At 70.2% G+C, this 25490-nt stretch carries 18 protein-coding genes; 6 read left to right on the top strand and 12 right to left on the bottom strand.

Annotated elements, in window-relative coordinates; genetic code table 11:
* Positions 1-2: 2 nt before the first annotated feature.
* The 4 genes from B7K20_RS02030 to B7K20_RS02015 all read right to left on the bottom strand — a co-directional run bounded on the left by B7K20_RS02030 (position 3) and on the right by B7K20_RS02015 (position 3595).
* Positions 3-1319 carry an inorganic phosphate transporter gene (locus B7K20_RS02030; RefSeq protein ID WP_084099858.1) on the bottom strand — a complete coding sequence of 439 codons (1317 nt, stop codon included), beginning with the start codon at positions 1317-1319 and terminating at the stop codon, positions 3-5.
* A 65-nt stretch (positions 1320-1384) separates the two neighbouring features.
* Positions 1385-1762: a YchJ family protein gene (locus B7K20_RS02025; protein WP_084099857.1), complete on the bottom strand. Its 378-nt coding sequence runs from the start codon at positions 1760-1762 to the stop codon at positions 1385-1387.
* A 13-nt stretch (positions 1763-1775) separates the two neighbouring features.
* Positions 1776-2858, bottom strand: coding sequence for a low specificity L-threonine aldolase (locus B7K20_RS02020; protein ID WP_234985668.1), 1083 nt, complete (start codon positions 2856-2858; stop codon positions 1776-1778).
* 92 nt (positions 2859-2950) lie between these two features.
* Positions 2951-3595, bottom strand: coding sequence for a hypothetical protein (locus B7K20_RS02015; protein ID WP_084099855.1), 645 nt, complete (start codon positions 3593-3595; stop codon positions 2951-2953).
* Between the two features lie 146 nt (positions 3596-3741).
* Between B7K20_RS02015 and B7K20_RS02010 the strand changes: the two genes are divergently transcribed.
* Entirely contained in the window at positions 3742-4116 is a 375-nt protein-coding gene (locus tag B7K20_RS02010; RefSeq protein WP_200809006.1) for an RNA-binding S4 domain-containing protein, read from the top strand.
* A gap of 15 nt (positions 4117-4131) precedes the next feature.
* Here B7K20_RS02010 and B7K20_RS02005 read toward each other — a convergent pair whose 3' ends face one another.
* The 6 genes from B7K20_RS02005 to B7K20_RS01980 form a co-directional block, all read right to left on the bottom strand.
* Positions 4132-4665, bottom strand: coding sequence for a type 1 glutamine amidotransferase domain-containing protein (locus B7K20_RS02005; protein ID WP_084099853.1), 534 nt, complete (start codon positions 4663-4665; stop codon positions 4132-4134).
* Between the two features lie 113 nt (positions 4666-4778).
* Entirely contained in the window at positions 4779-7235 is a 2457-nt protein-coding gene (locus B7K20_RS02000; protein ID WP_084099852.1) for a glycogen/starch/alpha-glucan phosphorylase, read from the bottom strand.
* Between the two features lie 184 nt (positions 7236-7419).
* Positions 7420-8526, bottom strand: coding sequence for a 2,3-butanediol dehydrogenase (locus tag B7K20_RS01995; RefSeq protein WP_200809005.1), 1107 nt, complete (start codon positions 8524-8526; stop codon positions 7420-7422).
* A 145-nt stretch (positions 8527-8671) separates the two neighbouring features.
* Entirely contained in the window at positions 8672-9787 is a 1116-nt protein-coding gene (locus B7K20_RS01990) for a glycosyltransferase family 4 protein (protein ID WP_084099851.1), read from the bottom strand.
* The gene (locus B7K20_RS01985) at positions 9784-10851 is read right to left on the bottom strand and encodes a glycosyltransferase family 2 protein (protein ID WP_084099850.1); all 1068 of its coding nucleotides are present in this window, start codon (positions 10849-10851) and stop codon (positions 9784-9786) included. The genes B7K20_RS01990 and B7K20_RS01985 overlap by 4 nt, the downstream gene beginning before the upstream one ends.
* A 10-nt stretch (positions 10852-10861) precedes the next feature.
* A complete protein-coding gene (locus tag B7K20_RS01980) occupies positions 10862-11131 on the bottom strand; it encodes a hypothetical protein (protein WP_084099849.1) in 270 nt (89 codons plus the stop codon).
* A 130-nt stretch (positions 11132-11261) separates the two neighbouring features.
* On the opposite strand from B7K20_RS01980, the gene gcvP reads away from it, so the two are divergent.
* A complete protein-coding gene (gene gcvP / locus B7K20_RS01975) occupies positions 11262-14108 on the top strand; it encodes an aminomethyl-transferring glycine dehydrogenase (RefSeq protein WP_084099848.1) in 2847 nt (948 codons plus the stop codon).
* Positions 14109-14194: 86 nt separating this feature from the next.
* Here gcvP and B7K20_RS01970 read toward each other — a convergent pair whose 3' ends face one another.
* The gene (locus tag B7K20_RS01970) at positions 14195-14701 is read right to left on the bottom strand and encodes a hypothetical protein (RefSeq protein ID WP_144018483.1); all 507 of its coding nucleotides are present in this window, start codon (positions 14699-14701) and stop codon (positions 14195-14197) included.
* A 192-nt stretch (positions 14702-14893) separates the two neighbouring features.
* On the opposite strand from B7K20_RS01970, the gene B7K20_RS01965 reads away from it, so the two are divergent.
* Entirely contained in the window at positions 14894-15826 is a 933-nt protein-coding gene (locus B7K20_RS01965; RefSeq protein ID WP_084099846.1) for a type IV toxin-antitoxin system AbiEi family antitoxin domain-containing protein, read from the top strand.
* Between the two features lie 120 nt (positions 15827-15946).
* On the opposite strand, the gene B7K20_RS01960 is transcribed toward B7K20_RS01965, so the two are convergent.
* The gene (locus B7K20_RS01960) at positions 15947-17023 is read right to left on the bottom strand and encodes a magnesium and cobalt transport protein CorA (RefSeq protein WP_084099845.1); all 1077 of its coding nucleotides are present in this window, start codon (positions 17021-17023) and stop codon (positions 15947-15949) included.
* Positions 17024-17232: 209 nt separating this feature from the next.
* Here B7K20_RS01960 and B7K20_RS01955 point away from each other — a divergent pair, with 209 nt between their 5' ends.
* From B7K20_RS01955 to B7K20_RS01945, 3 genes are read left to right on the top strand one after another with little or no spacing between them, the layout of a single operon-like run.
* Positions 17233-18345, top strand: a complete 1113-nt coding sequence (locus B7K20_RS01955; protein WP_234985667.1) for a serine/threonine-protein kinase — start codon at positions 17233-17235, stop codon at positions 18343-18345.
* A 1-nt stretch (position 18346) separates the two neighbouring features.
* Entirely contained in the window at positions 18347-24472 is a 6126-nt protein-coding gene (locus tag B7K20_RS01950) for an Ig-like domain-containing protein (RefSeq protein WP_144018482.1), read from the top strand.
* 49 nt (positions 24473-24521) lie between these two features.
* The gene (locus tag B7K20_RS01945) at positions 24522-25487 is read left to right on the top strand and encodes a MoxR family ATPase (RefSeq protein ID WP_084099843.1); all 966 of its coding nucleotides are present in this window, start codon (positions 24522-24524) and stop codon (positions 25485-25487) included.
* Positions 25488-25490: the final 3 nt, after the last annotated feature.

Below are 25490 nucleotides of genomic sequence, written 5' to 3'. Positions count from 1 at the left end.
TCCTAGCGCTCGGTCGTGTCGGTATCGCGGGCCTCGGCCGCGCGCTGGCGGGCGGCCTCTTCGGCGGCAACCGCCTCGGCCTCCAGCATCTTCTGCTGACGCTTCTTGGCCTTGCGCAGGCGCTTGCGCTTGACCTTCATGATCTCGGGGTGGTGAACCGACACGGACTCGGCGATGTACGCCTCGGAGTCCTGCGCGGGGTCCCAGTTGTCGTTGACGTTCTTCGAGCTGATGGGCTTGCGGCGCGACCACATGTAGATCGCGAAGGAGATCGCGATCAGCAGGCCGAAGACCACGAACGAGCCGAGGGTGCCGCCGCCGATCGAGATGTCGATCCAGTAGAACATCGCTCCCACGAGTGCCGCCGATGGCACCGTGATGAGCCACGCGGCGAACATGCGGCCCGCGACGGACCAGCGCACCGAGGAGCCCTTCATGCCGACGCCGGAGCCCAGGATCGAGCCGGTCGCGACGTGCGTGGTGGACAGCGAGTAGCCGAAGTGGCTCGACAGCAGGATGACGGCCGCGGACGAGGTCTCGGCGGCCATGCCCTGACGCGACTCGAGCTCGACGAGGCCCTTACCGAGCGTGCGGATCACGCGCCAGCCGCCCGTGTAGGTGCCGAGCGCCATCGCGAGGGCACAGCTGACGATGACCCAGAAGGGCACCGAGGAGTCCTCGGGCACGGCGCCGGCAGCGATCAGCGCGAGCAGGATGATGCCCATCGACTTCTGCGCGTCGTTGGTGCCGTGTGCGAGGGAGACGAGCGACGCGGAGCCGATCTGGCCCCAGCGGAACAGCTTGTCGTTGGACTCCTGAGGCACGTCCTTGGTCAGGCGTGCGACGAGCCACGTGCCGATGGTGCCCACTAGGATCGCGACCACGGGGGCGACGAGCGCGGGGATCAGCACCTTCGAGGTGAGTCCGTCCCACTGGACGCCACCGGTACCGGCCGCGGCGAGCACCGCGCCCACCACGCCGCCGATGAGGGCATGCGAGGACGATGAGGGCAGCCCGAACAGCCACGTCACGAGGTTCCACACGATGCCTCCGGCGAGGCCGGCGAGCACCACAGGGAGCGTCACGACGCCGGCGTCGACGATCCCCGTCGCGATCGTCGCCGCCACGGTGAGCGACAGGAAGGCGCCCACCATGTTGAGCGACGCCGAGAGGATGACGGCTGCCTTGGGCTTGAGGGCTCGCGTCGCGATGGAGGTTGCCATCGCGTTGCCTGTGTCGTGGAATCCGTTGGTGAAGTCGAACGCAAGCGCGGTCGCGACGACGACGGCCAGGAGAAGCGGCTCAGTCACGCCCACCATTGTGACGGATCGGTGAACAGAAAGTGAACCGGGAGGTCCCGGTTGGAGGACTTTTTCTCCAGTCCTTAGCTGTGGACCCCTTCCACGTAGTACCAGCGCCCGTCGATGCGCCGAAATGTGCTCGTCTCGCGCAGGGTCTGTGGACCCGACCCCTCGTCAAAGTGGGCCACGAATGTGACGGTGCCCGTCGCATCGGCCGCCTGCCCGGACGTCGTATCGAGCACCTCGAGGCCCAGCCAGGTCACCCCGCCCGTCTCGACGGACCCGGGCCGGGTCTGCGGCACCCAGGTGCGCAGCAGGTAGCCGGCGTCGCGGCGCACAAAGGCGGTGTATCGCGACCTCATGAGGGCCTGTGCCGTGGTCGCCTCCCGCTCGCCGCGCAGCAGGGGGCGGCAACAGTCCGCGAACGGCACACCGCTGCCGCACGGGCATGCGGCGGCCATCAGGCGCCCGCCGTCATCGGCTGCCCGCCGCCTTGAGCGCCGCCTGGGTGAAGCCGGCGACGGCCTCGAGCGGCGTGTCCCACGAGCACATGAGGCGCACCTCGACGGTTTCGGGGGTGGAGCCGGGCTTCCAGTCGTAGAAGCGGTAGGACTCGCGCAGGGTGTCGGCGAGGGTGCGGGGCATCTCGACGAACACCGCGTTGGCCTCGGTGGCCTGTGTGAAGTGGACGGTGCCGGTCGCGGCCAGCGGCGCGAGCTGGGCGCGCAGGCGTGCGGCCATGTCGTTCGCGTGGGAGGCGTTGCGACGCCACAGCGGCTCGCCGCTCGCGCCGGTGCTGGTCATGAGCGCCGTGAGCTGGGCGGACACGTAGCGCATCTTGGAGCCCAGCTGCATGGTCTGCTTGCGCAGGAACGGCAGGTCGCGGCCGAGCTCCTCGCGGAGGTCCTCGGCGAGAATGATGACGGCCTCGCCCAGCATGGCGCCGTTCTTGGTGCCGCCGAAGGAGATGACGTCGGCTCCGGCGGTCGCCTCCTTGAGGCCGATGCCGAGGCTCGCCGCCGCGTTGGCGACCCGCGCGCCGTCGAGGTGGACGCGCATGCCGAGCGCGTGGGCGCGGTCCGTGAGCGCCGCGAGCTGGTCCTGGCTGTAGACCGTGCCGACCTCGGTGGACTGGGTGAGCGACAGCACGAGCGGCTGGGCCCGGTGCTCGTCGCCCAGGTCGGGGGCGTAGCGGTCCAGGGAGGCGGGGTCGATGCGGCCGTCGGGCGCGGGAACCTCGAGAATCTTCAGCCCGCCCACGCGTTCGGGAGCCCCGTTCTCGTCGACGTGGATGTGGGCGTGCTCCGAGGCGACCACGCCTCCCCAGCGCGGGCTCAGTGCCATGAGCGACACCACGTTCGCGCCCGTGCCATTGAAGACAGGGAAGCCGAGCGCCTGGTCGCCGAACGTGGCCGTGATGGCCTCGTCGAACGCCGCCGTGGTGGCATCCCCCCCGTAGGCGACCTCGTGGCCGCCGTCGGCGGCCTGAATCGCGGCGAGGACCTCGGGGTGGATCGAGGCGTAGTTGTCGGAGGCGAAGTGAATAGCGTCGGTCACGTCAGACAGTCTCGCACCGGACGCTGGGGGCCTGTGCCGCGCCGAGCCCAGGCTGGACGCGGCGCAGCGGCGGCGGCCACGCCGCTACGCGTCTACGCCGCGACCGGGCGGGCCCAGCGATCCCCGTGCATGGTGAAGCCCACTCGGCGCAGGTACTCCTCGTCGAGTTCCTCGCGCGGGGCGATCTCGAGCCGGTCGAAGCCGGCGGACCTGAGCACGTCCGACTCGCGATAGACGAACTCGCCGGGAGTGAAGTCGCGGAAGCGTTCCTTGACCCAGTCGAGCTCGACCCGGCCCACGCCCCCGCCCGCGTCCGTGACGGCGACCACGCCCACGGCCTCGTCGCCCCTGACGACCAAGAACGTGTGGCGAGATCCGCCGGCGGCGGTGCCGGCATCGGCCGCGACATCGAACCATGGCGCGTGCGCGGCGATGTCGTCGCGGTGCACGTCGAGGAGGTGGCGGAGGAACGCATTGGCGGCGTCGACGGGAAGCACCTGGTAGACCTCCGCGTCGTGGCGCTCGCGGTACAGGCGCGTGAGCCAGTAGATGTCGATCACGGTGATCGCGAGGTTCATGAAGGCGAACTGCCACACGCCGATCGCCGCGTTGTAGCCCGTCGCGAGGACCGCACCCACCAGGTTCATCCACCTGAAGCGCAGCACGCGTGCCTGCATGAGAGACGCGACGACCAGCAGGGAGCCGGCCCAGCCGATGACCTCGAGCACTGTTTGCATGAGGCTCAGGCTACGGGGGTGGTGTGCGGCGGCGCGTGTCGAGTCAGGGGCGCGTGTCTCCTGGCATGACATCAGTGTCGAAAAACGGCCGAGATCGACACTCATGTCCTGCTGGGGAGCAAACAACGCGCCCGTACCCTGGTCCGATGGAGAAGACCACGGCGAGGGCCGATGCGTGGGTCTGGGCCGTGCGCCTGGCCAAGTCGCGCTCGCTTGCCACGGCGGCGTGCAAGGCGGGCCACGTGCGGGTCAATGGAGACAAGGCCAAGCCGGCGACGCCCGTGCGCGTAGGTGACCGGGTGGTGGTGCGCGGCGGCGAACGCGAACGCATTGTGGTGGTGCGCAAGATTCTGGTGAAGCGCGTGGGCGCCGCGGTCGCCGTGGAAGCCTATGAGGACCAGAGCCCGCCCCCGCCGCCCAAGGCAGAACGGCCCGCGCCCATCGGCGTGCGCGACCGCGGCGCCGGACGGCCCACCAAGAAGGACCGCCGCCAGATCGAGCGCCTGCGGGGACGGGGCTGACCCGTGTGTGGCTATCTAGCGCGCCGCCTCGACCACCGCGGTGGAGAACGCGGGCAGGTCGTCGGGGTTGCGCGAGGTGAGTAGCGTCCAGCCGTTCGCCTCGCAGCGCTTGAGCTCCTCGTCGACCCACGTCGCTCCGGCGTTGCGCAGGTCGGTAGCGAGCGACGGGTAGGACGTCGCGGTCTTGCCGCCGGCAACGTCGGCCTCCGCGAGGAGCCACGGCCCGTGGCAGATGGCGGCGACGGTCTTGCCGTCGCGCGCGAAGGTCTGCACCAGTGACACGGCCTCCTCGTGGGTGCGCAGCGTGTCGGCGTTGATGGTGCCGCCGGGGATGACGAGCACGTCGTATCCCTCGGGGTCCACGTCGGCGAGCGCGAGGTTCGGCGTGACGGACTCGCCGGGGTCCTTGTCGCCCACGAGCGTCTGGATCGGGTCGAGGACAGGTGCCGCCACGGTGACGGGCACGCCCGCCTCCTTCAGCGCGGCGAGGGGCTTCACGAGCTCGTCCTGCTCGACTCCGTAGTTCGTCGTGATCACGAGCGCGGTCATGTCGATCTCCTTCCGTCGGGGGTGCGACGAAGGTGCCGTCGCACGTCCCTCGTCAACGGCAGGCGACGGCCGATGCATTCCTCACCCCGGCATCGGCCGTCCAGGAGAGGCCGTTAGGCGCGCCAGATGCGCTCCGTGTAGTCGCGCATGGAGCGGTCGGAGCTGAAGAAGCCCGTGCGCGCCACGTTGAGGATCGCGGAGCGGGTCCACGCGTCCTCGTCGCGGTACGCGGCCTCGACCCGGTCCTGCGCGTCCACGTAGGAGCGGAAGTCCGCCAGCGCCATGAATCGGTCGCGCTCGATGAGCGACGCGCACACGGAGGCCACGAAGGATCCGCGCTCACCGCCCGTGAGAGCACCGGACATGAGCAGGTTGAGGGCGCGGTGGAGGTCCTCGTCGGACTCGTAGTACTTCTCGGGCTTGTAGCCGGACTCGCTCAGCGCGGCGACCTCGGGCTCGGTCATGCCGAACAGGAAGAAGTTGTCGTCGCCCACCAGCTCGCGGATCTCGACGTTCGCGCCGTCGTCGGTGCCGATGGTCAGGGCGCCGTTTAGCGCGAACTTCATGTTGCCGGTGCCCGAGGCCTCCTTACCGGCCAGCGAGATCTGCTCGGACAGGTCCGATGCCGGGATCAGCTTTTCGGCAAGCGTCACGTTGTAGTTGGCCGGGAAGGCGACCTTGAGCTTGCCCTCGAGCGAGGCGTCGGCGTTGATCGTGGCGCCCACGTGGTTGATCAGCGCGATGGTCTCCTTCGCGCGCACGTAGCCGGGCGCGGCCTTGGCGCCGAACACGAACGTGCGCGGCGTGACGTCCGCCAGGGCAAGGCGTCCTGAGGTGATGCGCTCGTACAACGACACGATGTGCAGCAGCTTGAGCGATTGGCGCTTGTACTCGTGCAGGCGCTTGACCATGGCGTCGACCATCGCGTCGGGCGAGATCTCGATCCCGTCGCGCGCCGCGAGCACATCGGCAAAGCGGGCGCGGTTGGCGCGCTTGATGTCGCGGAAGCGCGCACGGAACGACGGGTCGTTCGCGAGCGGCTCCAGGCCGCGCAGGCGGTCGAGGTCCGCGACCCAGCCCTCGCCGATGGCCTCGGTGATGAGCTCCGACAGCGTCGGGTTGGCCAGGCGCACAAAGCGCCGCGGGGTCACGCCGTTGGTGACGTTCGTGAACTTCTCGGGCCACATGTCGGCGAAGTCCGTCAGCACCTTGTCGGCGAGTAGCTGCGAGTGCAGGGCGGCCACGCCGTTGACCTTGAAGCCAGCGACCGTGGCGAGGTAGGCCATGCGCACGGCGCGCACGGGCTCCTCGGCGATGATCGACATGTGGCGCTCGCGCAGCGGCTCGTGCGGGTAGCGCTCGCGCACCGCCGCGAGAAACTCCTCATTGATGCGGTAGATGATCTCGAGGTGGCGCGGCAGCAGCCGGCCCAGCAGGTCCACGGACCACACCTCGAGCGCCTCGGGCAGCAGGGTGTGGCACGTGTAGGCGAACACCTTTTGGGCGATGGCCCAGGCGGCGTCCCACTCCATGCCGCGCTCGTCCACGAGGATGCGCAGCAGCTCCGGCACCGCGATGACCGGGTGGGTGTCGTTGAGCTGGAACGTGATCCGGTCCGGCAGGGTCGCGAGGTCTGCGCCCTCGGGCAGCACGCGGTCCAAGTAGTCGCGCAGCGAGCAGGCGACAAAGAAGTACTGCTGCTGCAGGCGCAGCTCCTTGCCCTGCGGCGTCGAGTCCTCGGGGTAGAGCACCTGCGAGATGGTCTCGGCGCGGGTCTGGGCGCGCACGGCGTCCTCGAAGTCGCCCGAGTTGAAGATCTTCAGGTCGAAGGCCTGCGTGGCCTTCGCGCTCCACAGGCGCAGCGTGTTGACGCGTCCGTTGCGGTAGCCGGGAACCATGTAGGTGTAGGGCACGCCGACGACGTGCCAGTCGGGCACCCAGGCGCGGCGCTCGACGCCGTCCTCGCCGGTGATGACGTCCACGCGACCGCCGAAGCCGACCTCGACGGCGTTCTCGGGGTGCGGCATCTCCCACGGCGAGCCCATGGCGAGCCAGTTGTCGGCCTCCTCGACCTGGTGGCCGTCCACGAAGGTCTGCTTGAAGATGCCGTAGTCGTAGCGGATGCCGTAGCCGATCGCGGGGATGTCCTCGGTGGCCATCGAGTCGATGAAGCACGCGGCCAAGCGCCCCAGGCCGCCGTTGCCCAGGCCCGGCTCGACCTCGAGCTCGCGCAGCTCGTCGAGGCTCAGCCCGAGAGACTCCATCGCCTCGCGCGCAATGCCGCCCAGGTCCGCGGCCAGCAGGTTGTTGTCGAGCTGGCGGCCCAGCAGGAACTCGGCGGACAGGTACGCGACCTGCTTCTCGCCGCCGGTGCGCTGAGCGTCCGTGGTGGCCAGCCAGTCCGAGGTCAGGTAGGCCCGCACGGTGCGCGCGAGCGCCTGGTACTTGTCGTTGTCGGAGGCACCCTCGAGCGAAACACCCTGGGTAAAGGTCAACTGCTGGAGGAACTCGCGCGTGAAGCTCGCGACGTCTCGGTCACGGACGGCGATGGTGGGGGCGATGTCGGTCACGGGATCAACCTACGACTTGGGGGACCGCGATGGGGTCCGTTCCCACCAAAGTTAACGCCGCCGACACATCGTCCTCGGGGCCCCTGGTCCCGCCGTGACGCACGCCACATTCGCGTGCGAGGAGGGCCGATACCGCGGCCGGGTTTGCTTAAGGTCCACCCGGCCACGGCATCGGCCGGCGTCGTCAGGCCCGCAGGGCCTCGGCGGACACGGGCTCGGCAGTCTCGTCACCCGAGCGCGCGGAGACCAGAATCTTCGCGCCGTTACCGCCACGCAGGCGCTTCATCGCGTCCTCGGTCTCGTCGAGGCTCACGGTCTCGACCCAGCCATCGGTGACGTATGCGCCGGCGCGCATGGCCTCGATGACCTCGTCGTACTCGTGCTGCAGGTAGCCCATGGCACCCACCACGTCGAGCTCGGCGCGCACCAGGCTCAGCCCGCCCACGGCGAAGGGTCGCTCGTGCAGCGCGACGACCACCAGGCGGCCCGTGGGGGCGAGGGACGCGATGGCGCCCTCGATCGCGGGTCCCACACCGGCGGCATCGAAGGCCACGGACACGCCCTCGCCGTCGGTGAGCAGCTGCACGGCACCCGCGAGGCTGTCGTTGATGGGGTCCACCACGGTGGCGCCGAAGGAGGCGATGAGCTCGCGACGCTCCACGCTCGGCTCCGACACGAGGACCCGCGTCACGCCGCGGGCCTTGAGCGCGAAGTACAGGCCGATGCCGATGGGGCCGGCGCCCACGATCAGCGCCGAGGCGTTCTCGGGGTACTCGGCACGGGAGACCGCGTGCCACGCGACCGTCATGGGCTCGACCAAGGCGCCCATCTTGAGGTCGATGCCTTCGGGTAGGACGTGCAGTCGGTGCGCGTCGACCACGGTGTACTCCGCCATGCCGCCGCCGTCGGAGGCGATGCCGTGGAAGCTGATGAACGGGCACGCGTTCGGCCGCTCGGCACGGCACGCGACGCATTCGCCGCACGAGTACTGGCCGAAGACGGCGCAGTCGTCGCCCACCTGCACGGAGTCGACGCCCTCGCCGAGCGCGGCGACGGTGCCGGAGAACTCGTGCCCGAGGACCTGGGGCAGCGTCGCTCCGGTCACGGGGTGGGGCGTGTCGTGGCTGAGGCCCAGCGCCTCGGGCGCCCAGACGGCGTGCAGGTCGGACCCGCAGATGCCGGCGTAGCCATTGCGCAGCAGGACCTGGCCGGGTCCGGGGGTGGGGACGGGGATGTCGTCGACGCGCAGGTCTTCGCGGCCGTGAAGGACGACGGCTTTCATGGTGGTCATGCGTGAGCCTCCTTGCTCGTGCGGCCGGGGTGGTGGCCGCGTGCGGATCCAGGGTGGGGACGTTCTCAAGATTAAAAGGAACTTCGTCCTAGGCCGCGCTCGCCCCCGTGTGGAGTGTGATGCGCCTCACACAACACGCCGAAGGCTAGGGGCGTCGCAGGAGCGCGACGATCGCATCGACGTAGGCGTCCCACCCCGTGTCACCACGGCCGATGCGACGGCTGAGATTGGCGTCCCACCTCGCCAACAGCGCGGGGTCGCCGGCGCGGGTGAGGGCCGCGGCCAGGGCGGCCGGGTCATCCGCGGGGACCACCAGTCCGTAGTCGTCGTCGCCCACCAGGGCGGGGAGCCCTCCCACGTCGCTCACCACGAGCGGCACGCCGCAGTCGAGCGCGACGAGTGCGGCGCCCGAGGCGGTGGCGGAGCGGTAGGGATACACGGCGACATCGGCGGCATGAAAGATCGCCGGCACGTGAGCGGCGTCGACGTAACCCGGCTCGAGGCTCACCCTGTCGCCGAGCCCCAAGCGCGCGACCTGGCGCTCAAACTGCTCGGCGCCGCCCCAAAACTCGCCCACCACCCGCAGCCGCGTGCGGGGCGCGAGCGCGACCGCCTCGAGCAGCACGTCGAGGCCTTTGTAGGGCCTGACCAGGCCGAACGCGAGCAGATCGAGGGGCTTGTCGGGGTCGGTGCGAACCACCCGGTCGGGGTCGGGCCACGCGTCGAGCGAGGACGGCAACGCGGCCACCGTGACGTCCGTGGCGCCCAGGCCCCGTGCCGCCCTGGCCTCGTCCTCGGTGTGGACGACCACGGCATCAGCCGTCCGGATCACCCGGCGCGCAATGGCGCGGTCGAGCCGGCCAGACTCGTGCGGCACCACGTTGTGGAACAGCGCGATCACACGCACCCCGGCGCGCCTGAGTGTGTGCATCATGGCGAGGTACGCGAGCGCCTGGAGCGGCGTGACGACGGTCATGATGACGGTGCGGGTGGCGCGCAGGCGGCGCGCCTCGCGCCACCACGTCCACGGCGCGAACCACGACAGGGTGCGGCGGGTGCGGGCAAACGGCAGCGTCTCGGGCTCGCCCGCGGGGACCGTGAGGCGGCCGGGGTAGAGCAGGCGCGGGTACTGGTGGCGCCAGGACACGAGGTCGACCGTGAGTCCACGCCGCTCGAGCCCATGTGCGAGCCGCGTGGTGTGCTGGGCGATCCCACCCTTGAACGGGTGGGTAGGGCCCACGAGCGCGACGTCGGTGATCACGGGCCCTCGGCGGGGGCGTCCACCGGCTCGGGACCCTCGCTCGCCCGCTCAGCCACGGAATCGGCGCGGTTGCCTACGGAATCGGCGCGGTTGCCTACGGAATCGACCCCCGCCCCGGCGGGCTGCGCCGGCCCGTAGCGCTGCGTCTTGAGGTGCTCGAGCGACTGCTCCGTGAGGATGCGGTTGGACTTCAGCAGATCGGAGATGACGCCCAACGCCACCGCCAGCGCCGCGGCCACCAAAAGTGTGGTGCCCAGGATGAGGGACTGCAGGTGGTTGCCGCCGGTGTCGAGCGCCATGAGGATCGCGTAGCGCACAAAGGGGATGAGGCCGATGGTGCCCAGCACCACCGCGAGGCTCGCGAACACCGCCCACGGCCGATACATGACGGACGAGCGCAGAATCGCCTGCGCCGAGCGCCACATGTGCTCACCCATGTTCGCGAACAGGCGCGACTCGCGGGTCTTGGGGTTGGTGTCGATGGGCACCGACGTGATGGCCAGGCGCTTCTCGCCGGCCTGGATGATCGTCTCCATCGTGTAGCTAAAGCGCGTCAGCACGTTCAGGCGATAGAGCGCGTAACGGGAGTAGGCGCGAAACCCGCTCGCGGCATCGGGCAATCGCGTTCCCGCGGCCTTGTTCACGACCCACGAGCCGAACCGTTGCATGCGCTTCTTGAAGGGCGAGAAGTGGGCGATCTGATGCGTCTGGCGATCGCCGATGACGATGTCGGCGCGCCCCGCGAGGATGGGCGCGACCAGGTCCCCGATGCGTTCTTGCGGGTACTGGTTGTCGCCGTCGGTGTTCACCACGATGTCCGCGCCGCGCGCGAGGGCATGGTCCACGCCGTCCCTAAAGGACTGGGCGAGGCCCATGGTGCGGGTGTGACGGATGACGTGTGCGCCGTGGGCGCGTGCGATGGCCCCGGTCGCGTCCGTCGAGCCGTCGTCGATGACGACGACGTCGATCTGATCGATCCCCTCGATATGCGTGGGGATCGACTCGAGGACGGTGGCAAGCGAGCCCTCCTCATTGAGGCAGGGCACCTGGACGACGAGCTTCACGCCCGCCAGCCTACTGACGGGTGCGGCGCCACACCGTGAGGCCGATGCCCACTATCAGCGCGAGTCCCGCGCCACCGATGGCCCCCGCCACCGCGGCGCCCGCATAGGAGTGGCCCGCGAAGCGCTCGGCGAAGTCGTCCGTCCACCACAGCGAGCCGAGCCAGCCGCCCAGCGCGCCGGCGAGGACCGCGATGATCCGGCCCGGGTTCACGAGGGGATGCACGCTCGCGACCCCCACGCCGGTCATGACTCCCAGCGCCGTCGCCAGCAGCGTCTCCATCGCCCGTCCTCCCCGTCGTCGAGCCTTCATCGTGGCATAAGGCCAGGCAGGGGTGGTGGTTCCCGGTCGGAGCGCGCCGTGCCCCGCGCGGCCTCTGTCCTCGCGCGAGCGGTTGCGCCACAATGGGCCGGTGACCTCCTTCTCTGACCGCCATATCGGACCTTCTGACGATGCTGTGGAGACGATGCTGGAGGCCGTCGGCCACCACTCGCTCGCGGACCTCGTCGAGGCAGCGGTACCCGAGTCGATCCGGCAGGACGACGTGCTGGTGCTGCCGGACCCGCTCACGGAGAACGACACGCTGCAGGCACTCCAGGGCTTCGCGCAGCGCAACCAGGTCCACATCCAGATGATCGGCCAGGGATATTTTGACACCATCACGCCGATGGTGATCCGCCGCAATGTCCTCGAGAATCCCGCCTGGTACACGGCCTACACGCCCTATCAGGCCGAGATCTCGCAGGGCCGGCTCGAGGCGATGCTCAACTTCCAGACCATGGTCTCCGACCTCACGGCGCTGCCCGTCGCGGGCGCCTCGCTGCTCGACGAGGCCACCGCGGTGTCCGAGGCCGTCCTGCTCATGCGCCGCGCGGTGCGCGGGCGCGAGGACGGCGTGGTGGTGCTCGACTCCGAGTGCCTGCCGCAGACCATCGCCGTGGCCTCGGCTCACGCCGAGGCGATCGGCCTGCGCCTCGAGGTCCAGGACATCGGCGAGGACTGGCAGCCGCCGGCCGACCTCATCGGCGTCGTCATCCAGCAGCCCGGGCTCACGGGAGTGCTGCGCGAGGTCCAGGACGTGATCGCGCGTGCTCACGACGCCGGCGGCCTTGTCACGATCGCGGCCGACCTGCTGAGCCTCACCATGATCACGCCGCCGGGAGAGATCGGCGCGGACATCGCCGTCGGCTCCGCGCAGCGCTTTGGCGTCCCGCTGTTCTTTGGCGGCCCGCACGCGGCGTTCATGTCCGTCAAGCAGGGCCTTGAGCGCCAGCTGCCCGGCCGCCTGGTGGGCGTGAGCGTGGACGCCGAGGGTCGCAAGGCCTACCGCCTGGCGCTCCAGACGCGCGAGCAGCACATCCGTCGCGACCGCGCCACGTCCAACATCTGCACCGCCCAGGCCCTTCTCGCCGTGGTGTCGAGCTTCTACGCCATCCACCACGGGCCGGACGGGCTGCGCGCGATCGCCAAGCAGGTGCACGCGACCGCGGTCACGCTGGCCGACGCGTTGAGCGCGGCGGGCGTCGAGATCCTCCACGAGCACTTCTTCGACACGGTGGTCGCCAAGGTGCCCGGCGGCGCCGACTCGGTCATCGCCCGCGCCGATGCCTCCGGCATCAACCTGCGCAAGGTCGATGACGACCACGTCGCGATGGCCTGTGACGAGGTCACCAGCCTCGACATCCTCGACACGCTCGTCACGGCCGTCACCGCCGCCAAGCGTCACGCCGTCTACACCGCTCCGCGCGTCGCGATCCCGCGTTCGCTGCGCCGCACCAGCGAGTACCTGCAGCACCCCATCTTCAGCATGTACCGCTCGGAGACCTCGCTGATGCGCTACATGCGCCGCCTCGCGGACCGCGACCTGGCGCTGGATCGCACGATGATCCCACTGGGCTCGTGCACGATGAAGCTCAACGCGGCCGTCGAGATGGCCCCCATCTCGTGGCCCGGCTTCGCGCGCATCCACCCGTTCGCGCCGTCTGCCCAGACCGGCGGCTACCGCGACATGATCGCCCAGCTTGAGGGCTGGCTTGCCGACATCACCGGCTACGCGGCCGTCTCGGTGCAGCCCAACTCGGGAGCCCAGGGCGAGTACGCGGGCCTGCTCGCGATCCGCGCCTATCACCAGGCCAACGGCCAGGGTGAGCGCGACGTGTGCCTCATCCCGGCCTCGGCCCATGGCACCAACGCCGCCTCCGCGGTCCTCGCCGGTCTGTGCGTGGTCGTCGTCGCCACCAGTGAGAACGGCGAGGTGGACCGCGCCGATCTGGACGCGAAGATCGCCGCTCACGAGGGCCGCATCGCCGCGATGATGATTACGTACCCCTCCACGCACGGCGTCTTCGAGGAGCACGTGGGTGAGGTGTGCGCCGCCGTCCACGACGCCGGCGGTCAGGTCTACATCGACGGCGCCAACCTCAACGCCCTGGTGGGACTCGCGAAGCCCGGCCACTTTGGCGGCGACGTCTCGCACCTGAACCTGCACAAGACCTTCTGCATCCCCCACGGTGGCGGCGGCCCCGGCGTGGGCCCGGTCGCGGTGGCCGAGCACCTGGTGCCGTTCCTGCCCGCCCTGCGCCAGACCATCCAGCGTCCGGCGGAGCTGCGCCGCCAGGGATCCCCCGTATCCGCGGCACCCTACGGCTCGGCGGGAATCCTGCCCATTACCTGGGCCTACATCGCTCTCATGGGCCACGAGGGCCTGGGCCGCGCGACGCAGGTCGCGGTGCTCGCGGCCAATTACATCGCGGCCCGCCTCCAGGACGCCTTCCCCGTGCTGTACCGCGGCCCCGGTGGCCTGGTCGCGCACGAGTGCATCCTCGACGTGCGCCCCCTCACCAAGACCAGCGGGATCACGGCCGAGGACATCGCCAAGCGCCTCATCGACTTCGGCTTCCACGCGCCGACCATGTCCTTCCCCGTCGCGGGCACGCTCATGGTCGAGCCCACCGAATCCGAGGATCTCGCCGAACTGGACCGCTTTATCGACGCGATGCTGGTGATCCGCGAGGAGATCGCTGCGGTCGAGCGCGGCGACGTCGAGGCCGCGAACTCGCCGTTGCGCCACGCGCCCCACACGGCCGATGCCGTGGTGTCCGATGATTGGGACCGCGCCTACTCGCGTGAGCAGGCCGCGTTCCCGGTGCCTGGCCTTCGCCAGGACAAGTACTGGTCGCCCGTGGCCCGCATCGACAACGCCCACGGCGACCGCAACCTGGTGTGCGCCTGCCCGCCGCTCGAGGAGTACGAGGGCTAAGACGCGCGCCCCGGCGGCTACCGTCCGCTGCGCCCTGGGAGCCATTGAGTGTCCGCTTTTCGCCGAAAGCGGGCACTGAGTGCCTCCTAGGATTCGGCGTCGATACCCATGTCGCAGCCGGCCTCAGTCGCGGGCACCATGGTGAGGCTGTTTGTGGCCGTGTGGCCAAGGCCCTCGCGGTAGGACACCTGAGTCTCGGTGATCACCGCATCGTCCGTAGCGGACGCCGGCTCAATGGTGACGAGCATGTTTGCCGTGACGCCCGCGGGAATGACAGCGCCCTCCACCGGGACCGCGCGAGCAAGCAGGTCCTCCTCGTAGCCGTAGGGTTCGTCGGTGGGCCACGTCATCGTGCCCACCAACTGGGCGAGAGCGTCGCCGTCCAGATCGATCAGGAATCCGGCGTCGTCGACCATCTCGTCCTCCCATGCGACTCCGGTGAGGGTGATCGGGTCGTTGCCGGAGTTCGTCAGCAGCGTGCCGAAATACTTGGTGCTGCCCGGGTCGCGCGGCGCGCAGAAGATGCCGCCGTCGCCGGCGACGAGTGACCCGCCGTTGGCAGAGCAACCTGCGAGGACGAGCGAAACGGCCACAGCGCCCCACGCGCGTGAGGCGATGGACGACATCATTAGACCCCCTGACCCGGCACCCCCTGACGCCCGTGACATCAATGTAGCGGGCACGATGTGCCGGTGTGTTGTGCACAGCCGATGCGCGAGGCCGCATATTCCCCAGGCACCGCGCGCTGACTGGCTCACGAGGGACATGCCTGGTGCGCTGGGCCCATGGCTAGCCTTGCGACGCTCCGGGTGCCCGACTCAGCGACCCTCGCGTCCGATCTGGCAGACGCTCCGCGAGCCTTCACTCGTAGCGAGATCCTCACCCGGTGGTCGAGGCGCCACCTCGACCGCGCGGTCTCTCGCGGCGAGGTGGTGAGGATTCTGCCCGGGGTCTACGTGGCGGCCGTGCACCAACACGACCCTGTAGCGAGGGCGCGCGCGGCGACACTCTGGGCCCCGCGGGCTCTCGTGACCGGCATGCTCGCGCTCCATCTTCACGCTCCCGGTCTGCCCACCTCGACCATCGTGGAGTTGGTGACGGACCACGGCGATCGGCTGCACCCGCCGCCCTGGATTCGCGTGCACCAGTCGGGGTTGCCCGCGGAACGAACCGTCGCCCGCGGAATCCCGACGGTGACGCCGGCGCGAGCCCTGGTCGACGCCTGGGCGCTCGCGCCTCCCGCCTATCGCAACGAGCGTCTGTGGCAGGCGCTGTGGAGCGGAGTGTGCACCTGGAGCGATCTCGCGCGCGAGGTTGAGCGCACGCCGCGATTGCCCGATCGGCGCCGCCTCGAGCGAGTGCTCGGCTGGTTTGCCGAGGGCGCGACCTCGCCGCTGGAGGTCCGCGCGAAGCACGAGACATTCGTGGGCGCGGCGTTCGCAGACTTCGAGTGGCAGGTCCCCATCGACCTCGGTGCCCGCACGGTGCGAGCCGACATGCTGCACCGCCGCGCCAAGCTGGTGGTCGAGCTCGACGGTGATCGCTACCACGCCACCAAGGCGGAGCGCGATGCCGACAGGGAACGGCAGAACGCCTTGGTCGCGGCGGGCTTCACGGTGCTGCGCTTCGGCTGGAACGACATCGTGCACCGTCCCGCCGCATGCCGAGCGTTGGTGACGGCGGCGGTGGGTCGCGCCACGGGTCCTATGAGCCGTTGAGTGCGCGTTTTTCGCCGAAACCGAGCACTGAATGGCTCCCAGGGAGCGCAGCGGGGGATCGGCGGGAGCGAGCGGGCACCCAGTGGCTCCCAGGGCGCATGGGAGGAGTGAGCGCGGGAGCTACATCCACTTGGATTTCTTGAAGATCGCGTACAGCGCGACCGACAGCGTCACCATGAGCCCGATGGCGAACGGGTACCCGAATGCCCAGTGCAGTTCCGGCATTGAGTCGAAGTTCATGCCGTAGATGCCCGCGACGATGGTCGGCGCGAGCGCGATGGCCGCCCAGCCCGAGATCTTCTGCATCGCGGTGTTCTGGCGCTGGCCCACCAGGGTCGCGTTGACGGACAGAATCTGGGCGAGCGACTCGCGCAGCTCGCTCGCGCGTGCGTCCACCCGCGTGAGGTGGTCGGAGACGTCCTGAAGGTAGGCCTGCAACTCATCGGCGATGCCGTGCTTGCGAAAGCCGCCGCGCAGCGCCTCGATCACCGACGTCAGCGGCGTGCACGCGTGCTGCACGTCGATCACCTCGCGGCTGAGCCGATAGATGCGCTCGGCGACGCTCGGGTCCCCGGTGAACACCTGCTTCTCGATCTCCTCGAGGTCGGTCGTGATGCCCTCGAGCACGGGGCGGTAGCCATCCACGATCGTGTCGAGGATCCGGTACATCACGGCCTCGGGACCCAGTCGCAGGAGCTCGCTGTCGTCCAGGAGCGCCCGGCCGCGCTCGCTGGGTGCCACCTCGAGCTCGTCCGCGAAACGCGCCGAGGGCGTCCCGTCGACCCACCGCCCGTCCTGGCACAGCACCGCAATCGCGCCGGGACGCAGCAGCAGGTGGAACTCGGCGAGGTCCACCTCCTCGGCGGCATCGTCGTAGTGGGCGGAGCGGGCCACAATGAACAAGGTGTCGTCGTAGCGCTCGATCTTGGGTCGCTGGCTCGCGTTGACCAGGTCCTCCTCGAGCAGCGGATGCAGGTCCCACGCCTCGGCGAGCTGGGCGATCTGGTCGCGGCTGGGGTTCGCGAACAGCAGCATCGCCATGCGCCCAGGCTCGCTCCCGTACGCGAGCGCCTGACTCACACCGGCCGATGCCGGGGCCGGCGTGGCATGGCCGTCCGTCACATACTGGATGGTGGGCGCGGGAGCCGCCGGCCGCGCGGGCGACGGCGCGGACGAACGGCGGTGCAGACTGGGCATGGGACCTCCCAAAGGTGCGGGTGGGCCCACTGTAGGCGAGACAGAAAGCTCGGCCACGGCATCGGCCGTCCGGTCTGTCCGGCTTGTGTATGTCGTCACACGGCTGGGGTGGACGCTGGAGCCATGCTCTGCGTCGGTTAGAGTTTCTCCGTTCCCGCGGCCCCCAGGCCGCGTCTCGATGGCACGAGCACAAGCGGGAGGGGGTGTCCGTGGCCCGTCGGCAGACACTGCAGCCGCCGATGCTGCCCGGATACACGTACGTGCGGCCGCTCGGCTCGGGCGGCTTCGCCGACGTCTTCCTCTTCCAGCAGGACATGCCGCGCCGTCACGTCGCCGTGAAGGTGCTGCTCAGCCGTATCGAGGACGCGCAGGCCGCGCGGGCGCTCGCGGCGGAGGCCGATGTCATGGCTCGGCTGAGCTCTCATCCCAGCATCCTCACGGTGTATCACGCCGGCGTCGCCCCCGACGGCCGGCCGTTCCTGGTCTCGGAGTACTGTCCCGCATCGCTGACCAACCGTTATCGCCACGAGCGCATGCCCGTCGAGGAGGTGCTCGCGATCGGTATCCGCATCGCGTGTGCCGTCGAGACCAGCCACCGCGCGGGCCTGCTTCACCGCGACATCAAGCCGTCCAACATCCTCGTGACGAGCTTTGGCCACCCGGTGCTGTCGGACTTCGGCGTCGCGTCCGCGCTCGACAAGGGCGAGGACGACGTCATCGCGATGTCGCCGCCGTGGTCGGCGCCAGAGGTGGTCGACCGGCGTACGTCCGGCACGGTCGCCTCGGAGGTGTGGGCGCTCGCGGCCACCGTCTACACGCTGCTGGCCCAGCGCAGCCCCTTCGACTCGGGCACGGGCCGGCGCGACGACGCGGAACTGATCAAGCGCATCATGCGCGCCAAGTACACGCGCATCGACCGCGCGGACGTGCCCGATTCGCTGCAGGTCGCCCTCGAAGGTGGCATGCGCCGCCTGCCGGGCGACCGCTACGCGAGCGCGCTCGCCTTCGCGCAGGCCCTCCAGCAGGTGCAGGCCGAGTTGGGACTCCCGACCACACCGCTCGACGTCCCGATGGATGACTGGGCCGCGGGCGCGGCGACGGCGGCCGGCGACGACGAGCAGCGCCACCAGGTGCGCTCGACCGTGCCGGTCCAGTCGCAGCGGCTGCGACGCGAGACGGACTCCTCCTCCCGCATCGGCACCTCGACGCGCCACGAGCGCCGCGCTGGCCAGCTGGGCCGGCGCATCGCCGTCGGTGCCGTCATTGGCGGCGCGGCCGTGATCGGGGCCGCGGCCGCAATCTTCCTGCTCGGGGGCGCGTGACGTGAGCTTTGCGGGCCCGAACGGGGCGCCGGCGGGGCCTGGATCCGTCGACGCGGGGCTGGGACGCGCTACGGCCGCGCGCTGGCGGCGCGTGCGGCGCATCGGCGTGGGTGCGCTGATCGCCGCGGTGGTCGCTGGAGCGGTGCTCGCGCCGGGCTTCGACGAGCGCGAGGTCGAGGCCGACGACGCCTCGGTGTGGGCGCTCCAGACCGCGACCGGCCAGCGCTTTGCGCGCATCAACACCGCCGTCGCGCAGGTCGACACGGTCAAGTCCGTTTCGACTCCGTCGGAGCTGGTCCAGGCTTCGTCCTCCCTGCTCGTCTACTCGGACAACCTGGGATCGGTGACGAAGCTCGACACCGCCCGCCCGCACGACATCGACGCCGCGGCGCCCGAGGGCACCGTGTCGACCCCGCTGGGCACCGAGGACCTCGAACACGCGGGCGACACGGTCGCGTACCTCACCGAGACTGGGGAGGTATTCGCCGGGCTGGTGTCCTCTGGCAGTGCGATCGAGCCGCGCCCGCTCGACCCGTTTGCCGACGTCGAGGTCGCCGAGGGCGAGGACCGGCCGCAATTCAGCGCCGATGCCGTGGCGGTCGCCGCCGACGGAAGGGTCGCCGCCTACTCCGCCGAGCGCCGCTCGGTGATGACGGCCGATGCCGCCACGGGCGAGGTGCTCGCCACCACCTCGCTTCCCGAGGGACCCACGGGAGAAGACCTGCAGCTCGCCTGGGTGGGCGACGTCTGGGTGCTGCTCGAGGGGGACGCCGGGTGGCTGTGGATCCAGGGGCTCGAGGAACCCCTCGCGACCGCTGCCGCCGAGGACCCCCTGCTCCAGGAGTCAGGTACCTCGACCGCGCAGGCGATCATTGCCGACGAATTTGGGGCGATCTCCGTGGCGCTTGACGGCACGGGCGCCACGCGCGTGCTCGGGTCGGCCGACCTTTCACTGGGCGAGCCGGCGCGGCCCATGGAGCGCCCCGACGGCTCCGGCGTGGTGGGCGCGTGGCTGCCCGCGGGCGAGGGTCCCGGCACCATGTGGGCGTCCGATGCGAGCGCCACCTCGCTCGACTACGGCGGCCTCACGCTGGGAGACAGGCGAGCGCCGGCGTTGCGCTCAAACGGCTCGCGCATGATCCTCAACGAGGCCCGCACCGGGTGGGTCTGGTCGGTGCCGTCCGGCGCGCTCGTGACGTCCTCCCAGCAGTGGGACCGCGACGACGAGGTGCAGGCGGCCGAGGACGACCGGGAGGTCGCGACCGAGGTGACCGACCCGCGGCCCCCCGTCGCGGTCGACGACGACCTGGGCGTGCGCGCCGGACGCCAGATCGCGCTGCCCGTGCTGCTGAATGACCACGACGCCAACGGCGACGTGCTGACGATCGACCCGGCATCGGTGACCGGGCTCGACGCGGACTTTGGCACGGTCTCCGTGGCCGACGACGCCCAGGCGCTCGTGATCGCCGTCGAACCCCAGGCGAGCGGCACCGCGACCTTCACCTACGCCGTGACGGACGGCACCACGGACGACGGGCTGCTGTCCGACCCCGCGACGGTGACGGTGACGGTGAAGGACCCGAGCGAGAACTCCCCGCCCGTATGGTGCGGCGTCGAGGCCTGCCAGATGGAGTGGCCCACGCCTCAGGTGAGCCCCGGCGGCACCGTGACGACGGACGTGCTCACGGGCTGGGTCGATCCCGAGGGTGACCCCGTCTACCTCGCATCCGCCCGCACCTCCTCCGACGTGGGCGTGGTCGCGGCCTCTCCCGAGGGACAGCTGGTCTTCCAGCACACCGACGCGTCCTCGACCGACACGGGAACCGTCCCGGTCGAGGTGGTGGTGGCCGATGCTCAGGGCGAGACCGCGTCGAAGGATCTGTCGATCTCGGTGGTGGGGGAGCCCGAGCTGACGGTGGGCGACATCGCCGTGACCGTATCCGCGGACGTCACGACCACGGTCGAGGTGGCCGACCACGTGACCGGCGCTCGCGGCCCGCTGGCCGTGACGGAGGCGTCGCTGGGGCCCGACGACGACGGCATCGTCGCCACCGCCCAGGGCACCGTGGGCTTCACCTTCACGGCCGCAGAGCCCGGCAGCTACCTCGTGGACTTCACCGTCTCCGACGGGATCGCCGATGCCCGCGGCACCGTCCGCGTCACGGTGCTGAGCGAGGACGAGGAGCGCCTCACCACGGTGCCGCTGACCGCGTTTGTGCGCGCGAGCGAGGACGTCACTGTCGACGTCCTCGCGGCCGTGACCAACCCCGCAGGCTCGGTGCTGCTGCTGAGCGACCTCGCGACCGAACCGTCCGAGGGCGCCAGGCTTTCGGCCGATGTGGTGGGCCATTCCGCGCTGCGGCTGTCGGGAGACACCGGCGACGGGCAGCCGGGCACGCTCGGCACCGTGGACTACACCGTCTCGGACGGCACCGGCAGGCCCGAGGGCACCGTGCGCGGCGAAGTCACCGTGGTGCTGCTCGGCAGCGAGGTGCCGACCACCCCGCTCGCGGTCGACGACGCCCTGACGGTGCGCGTGGGGACGCAGGCCGACATCTCCGTCCTGACCAACGACGTGGGTCCCGCGGGCAACGTCATCGCGCTCGATGCGGCATCGGTCGCCCTGTCCGAGGGCGGCGGCCTGGCGTTCCCCGCGGGCAACGTCATCCGCTACCTCGCTCCCGACGAGCCCGGCGTCTACACGATCGACTACGGCGCCTACGTGCTGGGCTACCCCACGCAGGCTGACACCGCGAAGGTCGTGGTCACCGTCCTGGACTCCGAGACCAACCAGCCCCCCACGCCGCGTGCGCTCGCGGGCCGCGTGGCCGCCGGCCAGGAGGTGCGCCTGCCCTTCGACGGCACGGGCACCGATCCCGACGGCGACTCGGTCGCCCTCAACCGCGTCGAGACCCAGCCCGAGTCCGGCTCCGCCCGCGTCTCCTCGGACGGCCGCTCGCTCGTCTACGCCGCCGAGGCAGGTTTCTCGGGCCAGGCGAGTTTCACGTTCTCCGTGATCGATGCGCGGGGGGCGACCGCCACGGCGACGGCGACCATCGGCGTGCTCGCCGAGCAGCTGGACCCGCGCCCCGTCACCTACACCGACTATGTCCAGGCGCAGGTGGGCGAGGACCGTCGCGTCATCATCACGCCCACCGCCAACGACGTGGACTTGGGCGGCGGCGAGCTCACCCTGACGCAGGTGCGTCCCGATGCCGATCCCGAATCGAGCGAGTATGCGCAGCTCGACGCTCACTTGGTTGAGGTCGACGACGAGCGCGTGACGCTCGAGGTCGGCACCGAGCCGGGGACGCTCGCCTACACCTACACCGTCGCCAACTCGCAAGGCTCGACCTCGATCGGCCGCATCATTCTTAAGGCCGTGCGCGAGCCCATCGCCGACGTGCCGATCGTGGCGGACACGGTGCTGACCTCGGACAACCGTGAGACCTTCACCACGGGCGTGGATGTGCTCACCGACCGCGTGTCCTGGGGCGGCGGTGACGCGGGCTCGCTGGCCCTGTCGCTGTGGGGCGATGAGCCCGATCTCGAGGTGACGGCATGGAGCATCGCGGGGCCGCTGCCCGAGACCGGCCGCCTCATCCCGTTCCAGGTGACCGGTGAGAGCTTCGCGGGCGAGACCGTGACGTCCTACGGCTTCCTGCGCATCCCCGGCAACGAGGAGATCCGCGTCGCGCTGCGCGACACTTTCCAGGCGCCCGAGGTCAACGAGGGCGAGAGCATCGACATCGATCTCGCGAGCCTGATCGCGCTGCCCCCCGAGACGACCTTTACGATCGACGGAGACGGCGTCGCGGCCAGCGGGGTGCGCGCCGAGGGCCGCTGCACCTTCGTCGCTGGCACCGTGGTGCGCTACAGCGCGGGCGAGGGCGAGCCGTATTCGGACACCTGCTCGGTGCCGGTCACGGTCGACGGTCAGGACGAGTCCACCGTGCTCCCGGTGCCGATCGTGGTCATCCCGGCGGCGCCCCAGCCGATTCTCACGGGAGCGTCGCTCGAGATCTCGCCCGGAGACTCCGCCGCCTTCGACCTTGCGGACATGGTGACCTGGCCCCCAGGTGCCACGGGCCGTGCCGTCGAGTTTGCCTACACCTACCAGGGTGAACAGTTCACGGTCACGCGTGCTGGCACGGTCCTGCAGATTGCCTCCACCGACACCGCGATCCCCGGCGCGCTCGACACGGTGACCGTGTCGCTGCCCTCCGACCCCGAGACCCCGGCGGTGACCCTCTCGCTCGAGGTGGGACCCGCGCCGTCCACGCTTCCCAAGGGCGGCTCGGTGTCGAAGCAGTGCTCTCAGGACGAGGGCTCGTCGTGTGAGATCACCGTCATCGGTGCCGCGGGCGAGGTCAACCCCCTGCCGGGCACTCCTCTCGAGCTGGTGTCGGTCAGCACCGACGCGACATGCCGCGGCGTGAGTTTCGCTGTCACCTCCGCCACCACGGTGCGAGCCTCGTGGTCGGCCGATGCCCCCGGTGCCGTCTGCGACGCCACCTTCGTGGTCCGTGACGCCCAGGAGCGGCTCAGCTCCGGTGAGCGCCTGGGCAGGGTCAGCCTCGACCTCCAGGGATACCCCGCCGGGCCGGCCTCCCTCGCGCAGGCGTCCTATGGCGACGGCACGGTCACCCTCGCGGTGACCCCCGGCGCGGCCGCACAGTCGTACCCCAAGGTCACCGGATTCCGCATCACCCGCGACGGCACCGAGGTGGCGACCTGCACCGCGGCCGGCGCGTGCAGCCAGATCACCGGCGTTCCCAATGGCGAGAAGCGCCAGTACACGGCCGTCGCCGTCAATGCGGTGGGTGCCTCGGACGGCTCGGCCTCGACCACCGCCTGGTCCTATGCTCCTCCCGCGAAGCTCACCCAGGTGACCTGGGAGCCCACCCAGGCCGGGGCCGACGGCGGCAAGGTCGACGTCTCGATGACGATCACCGACGCCTCGACGCGGTCCGTGCGGCTCGAGGCCGCGAGCGGCGCTACGGCGAGCGCGAACGTCTCGCGCGCCGGCTCGGTGTCCGTCGACGGCTTCGCGATCGGCTCCAACGAGCCCACCCAGATCACCATCACGCCCGTGACGCGGTTCGAACTGCCTCCCGTGGGCACGTCGAGCGAGCAGGGTGAGTCCGTCACCATCACCGCCAACGGCGTGGGTGGCCCACGTGTCAGCAACGTCGCGTGGACGGGAAATTCGGATGGCACGAAGGTGACCTTTACTGCTCAGGTTGTATCGGCGGGCGCTGGCTCGACCACGTACGTGGGCGTTGGGTCCAACGGCCGATGCGACCCGTCTGCGCCTGCCGCGGGCGGGCGGGTGTCGGTCACCTCAGGAATCGAGCCCAATGAGGCGATCGACTTCGTCGTCTGTGCGGAAAGCCGATGGGGTGGCGACGTCTACGGCGAGAGCAGCCAGACCGTCGAAGACGTCTACACCTTCGTTGACCCCGGTGCGCCCCAGGTCGAGCGCGGCTACCGCGCCGATACCCGCTGCGACAGTTCGTCGTGGGGAACTCAGTGCGACACCGGTTACTCGCAGATGCCACGTGTCGTAGCCGCGCGTGGATTCGAGGCTTACTACCGAGTTGACGGCGGAGACCTGATTCGTCAGCGTGACTTGGATGCTTCCGATCTTCCGATCGGACGCACATTCACCTTGACCGCCTACAACTGCGTCGAGCTCCCGAGCGTGGGCCGCGTGTGCTCACAAGCCGGCGCGACCGTGGGGCCGCAGACAGGTTCGCCGGCGTACGCGACTGAGGTGTACTTCGCGCGTTGCACCGTTTCGGAGCGCGACGGTGCTAGCCAGGGCGTCGAGGTTCAGGTTCGTGGCCTGGGTTCTGATTGGCGAATCGCAAACGTTGAATGGGCCAGGAACGCCGCGGGCGTGCCTGCGCAGAACCCGTGGCAGATTACCCACGCAAGGGTCACGATCGACTTCCAAGGCAATCTTGACGCGGTCGAAAGTTGGACCTCCTGGTTCATCGAGTGCGGGGGCAAGATTCCAGAGCCGGTGGAGCCCGACCCCGAGCCCACCGACCCCTCCCCGGACCCCACGGACCCGTCTCCCGAGCCCACCGACCCGTCGACGCCGCCGAGCCCGGCACCGTAACCCAGCCACGGCATCGGCCGTCCATAGACCCCCACCCAAGGAGCCCAGCATGAGCGTGACCGACGAGCAGAGCGACTGGTTCGCCGCGACGTTCGCCGCCCTGACCGACAACGTCGAGCGCGCGGTGCTCGGCAAGCGCCACGTGGTGGAGCTCGGGTTCACGGCGATGATCTCGCAGGGCCACCTGCTGCTCGAAGACGTGCCCGGTACCGGCAAGACCTCGCTCGCGCGCGCGATCGCCCAGACCATCAAGGGCACCAGCACGCGCATCCAGTTCACGCCCGACCTGCTGCCCGGCGACGTGACCGGCATCACGGTGTACGACCAGTCCAAGGGCGAGTTCGAGTTCCACGCGGGCCCCATCTTCGCCAACGTGGTGCTCGCGGACGAGATCAACCGCGCGAGCCCCAAGACGCAGTCGGCGCTGCTCGAGGTGATGGAGGAGGGATCGGTCACCGTTGACGGGATCACGCGTCAGGCCGGCTCGCCGTTCATGGTGGTCGCGACCCAGAACCCCGTCGAGCAGGCGGGAACGTATCCGTTGCCCGAGGCCCAGTTGGATCGCTTCATGATGCGCACGTCGCTGGGCTATCCCGACCACGGCGCCACGCTGCAGATTCTCGACGCGGGCCGGCCCACCAAGGTGACCGTGCCACAGATCGCGGAGCTGCAGACCATCGCGGCCATGACGGCGCTCGCGCGCGAGGTGCACACCAGCCCGCTGATTCTTGATTACATCGCCCGCATCGTGGACGCGACCCGTCAGGCCACCCAGGTGCGGCTGGGCGTGTCCGTGCGTGGAGCGCTCGCCCTGTCGCGCGGCTGCCGCGCCTGGGCCCTCGCCCACGGACGCACGTACGTGACGCCCGACGACGTCAAGACGCTCGCCGAGCCCGTCCTCGCCCACCGCCTGATCCTTGACCCCGAGGCGGAGTTCGACGGTGTCACCGCCACCGCCGTCATCGGCCAGGTCCTCCTCGACACCGCACCTCCCAGCCAGCAGGACCTGCGCTAGTCG

Source organism: Demequina sp. NBRC 110051 (genome assembly GCF_002090055.1).
Lineage (GTDB): Bacteria > Actinomycetota > Actinomycetes > Actinomycetales > Demequinaceae > Demequina.
This window is presented reverse-complemented; position numbering and strand designations above follow the sequence as displayed.

What these genes read in the sequence shown, in the direction of transcription:
- B7K20_RS01980 (WP_084099849.1), bottom strand. Translation starts at nt 11,131, where the DNA reads ATGGAGACGCTGCTGGCGACGGCGCTGGGAGTCATGACCGGCGTGGGG.
- B7K20_RS02025 (WP_084099857.1), bottom strand. Translation starts at nt 1,762, where the DNA reads ATGGCCGCCGCATGCCCGTGCGGCAGCGGTGTGCCGTTCGCGGACTGT.
- B7K20_RS02015 (WP_084099855.1), bottom strand. Translation starts at nt 3,595, where the DNA reads ATGCAAACAGTGCTCGAGGTCATCGGCTGGGCCGGCTCCCTGCTGGTC.
- B7K20_RS01965 (WP_084099846.1), top strand. Translation starts at nt 14,894, where the DNA reads ATGGCTAGCCTTGCGACGCTCCGGGTGCCCGACTCAGCGACCCTCGCG.
- B7K20_RS01995 (WP_200809005.1), bottom strand. Translation starts at nt 8,526, where the DNA reads ATGACCACCATGAAAGCCGTCGTCCTTCACGGCCGCGAAGACCTGCGC.
- B7K20_RS02005 (WP_084099853.1), bottom strand. Translation starts at nt 4,665, where the DNA reads ATGACCGCGCTCGTGATCACGACGAACTACGGAGTCGAGCAGGACGAG.
- B7K20_RS02010 (WP_200809006.1), top strand. Translation starts at nt 3,742, where the DNA reads ATGGAGAAGACCACGGCGAGGGCCGATGCGTGGGTCTGGGCCGTGCGC.
- B7K20_RS02030 (WP_084099858.1), bottom strand. Translation starts at nt 1,319, where the DNA reads ATGGTGGGCGTGACTGAGCCGCTTCTCCTGGCCGTCGTCGTCGCGACC.
- B7K20_RS01945 (WP_084099843.1), top strand. Translation starts at nt 24,522, where the DNA reads ATGAGCGTGACCGACGAGCAGAGCGACTGGTTCGCCGCGACGTTCGCC.
- B7K20_RS01960 (WP_084099845.1), bottom strand. Translation starts at nt 17,023, where the DNA reads ATGCCCAGTCTGCACCGCCGTTCGTCCGCGCCGTCGCCCGCGCGGCCG.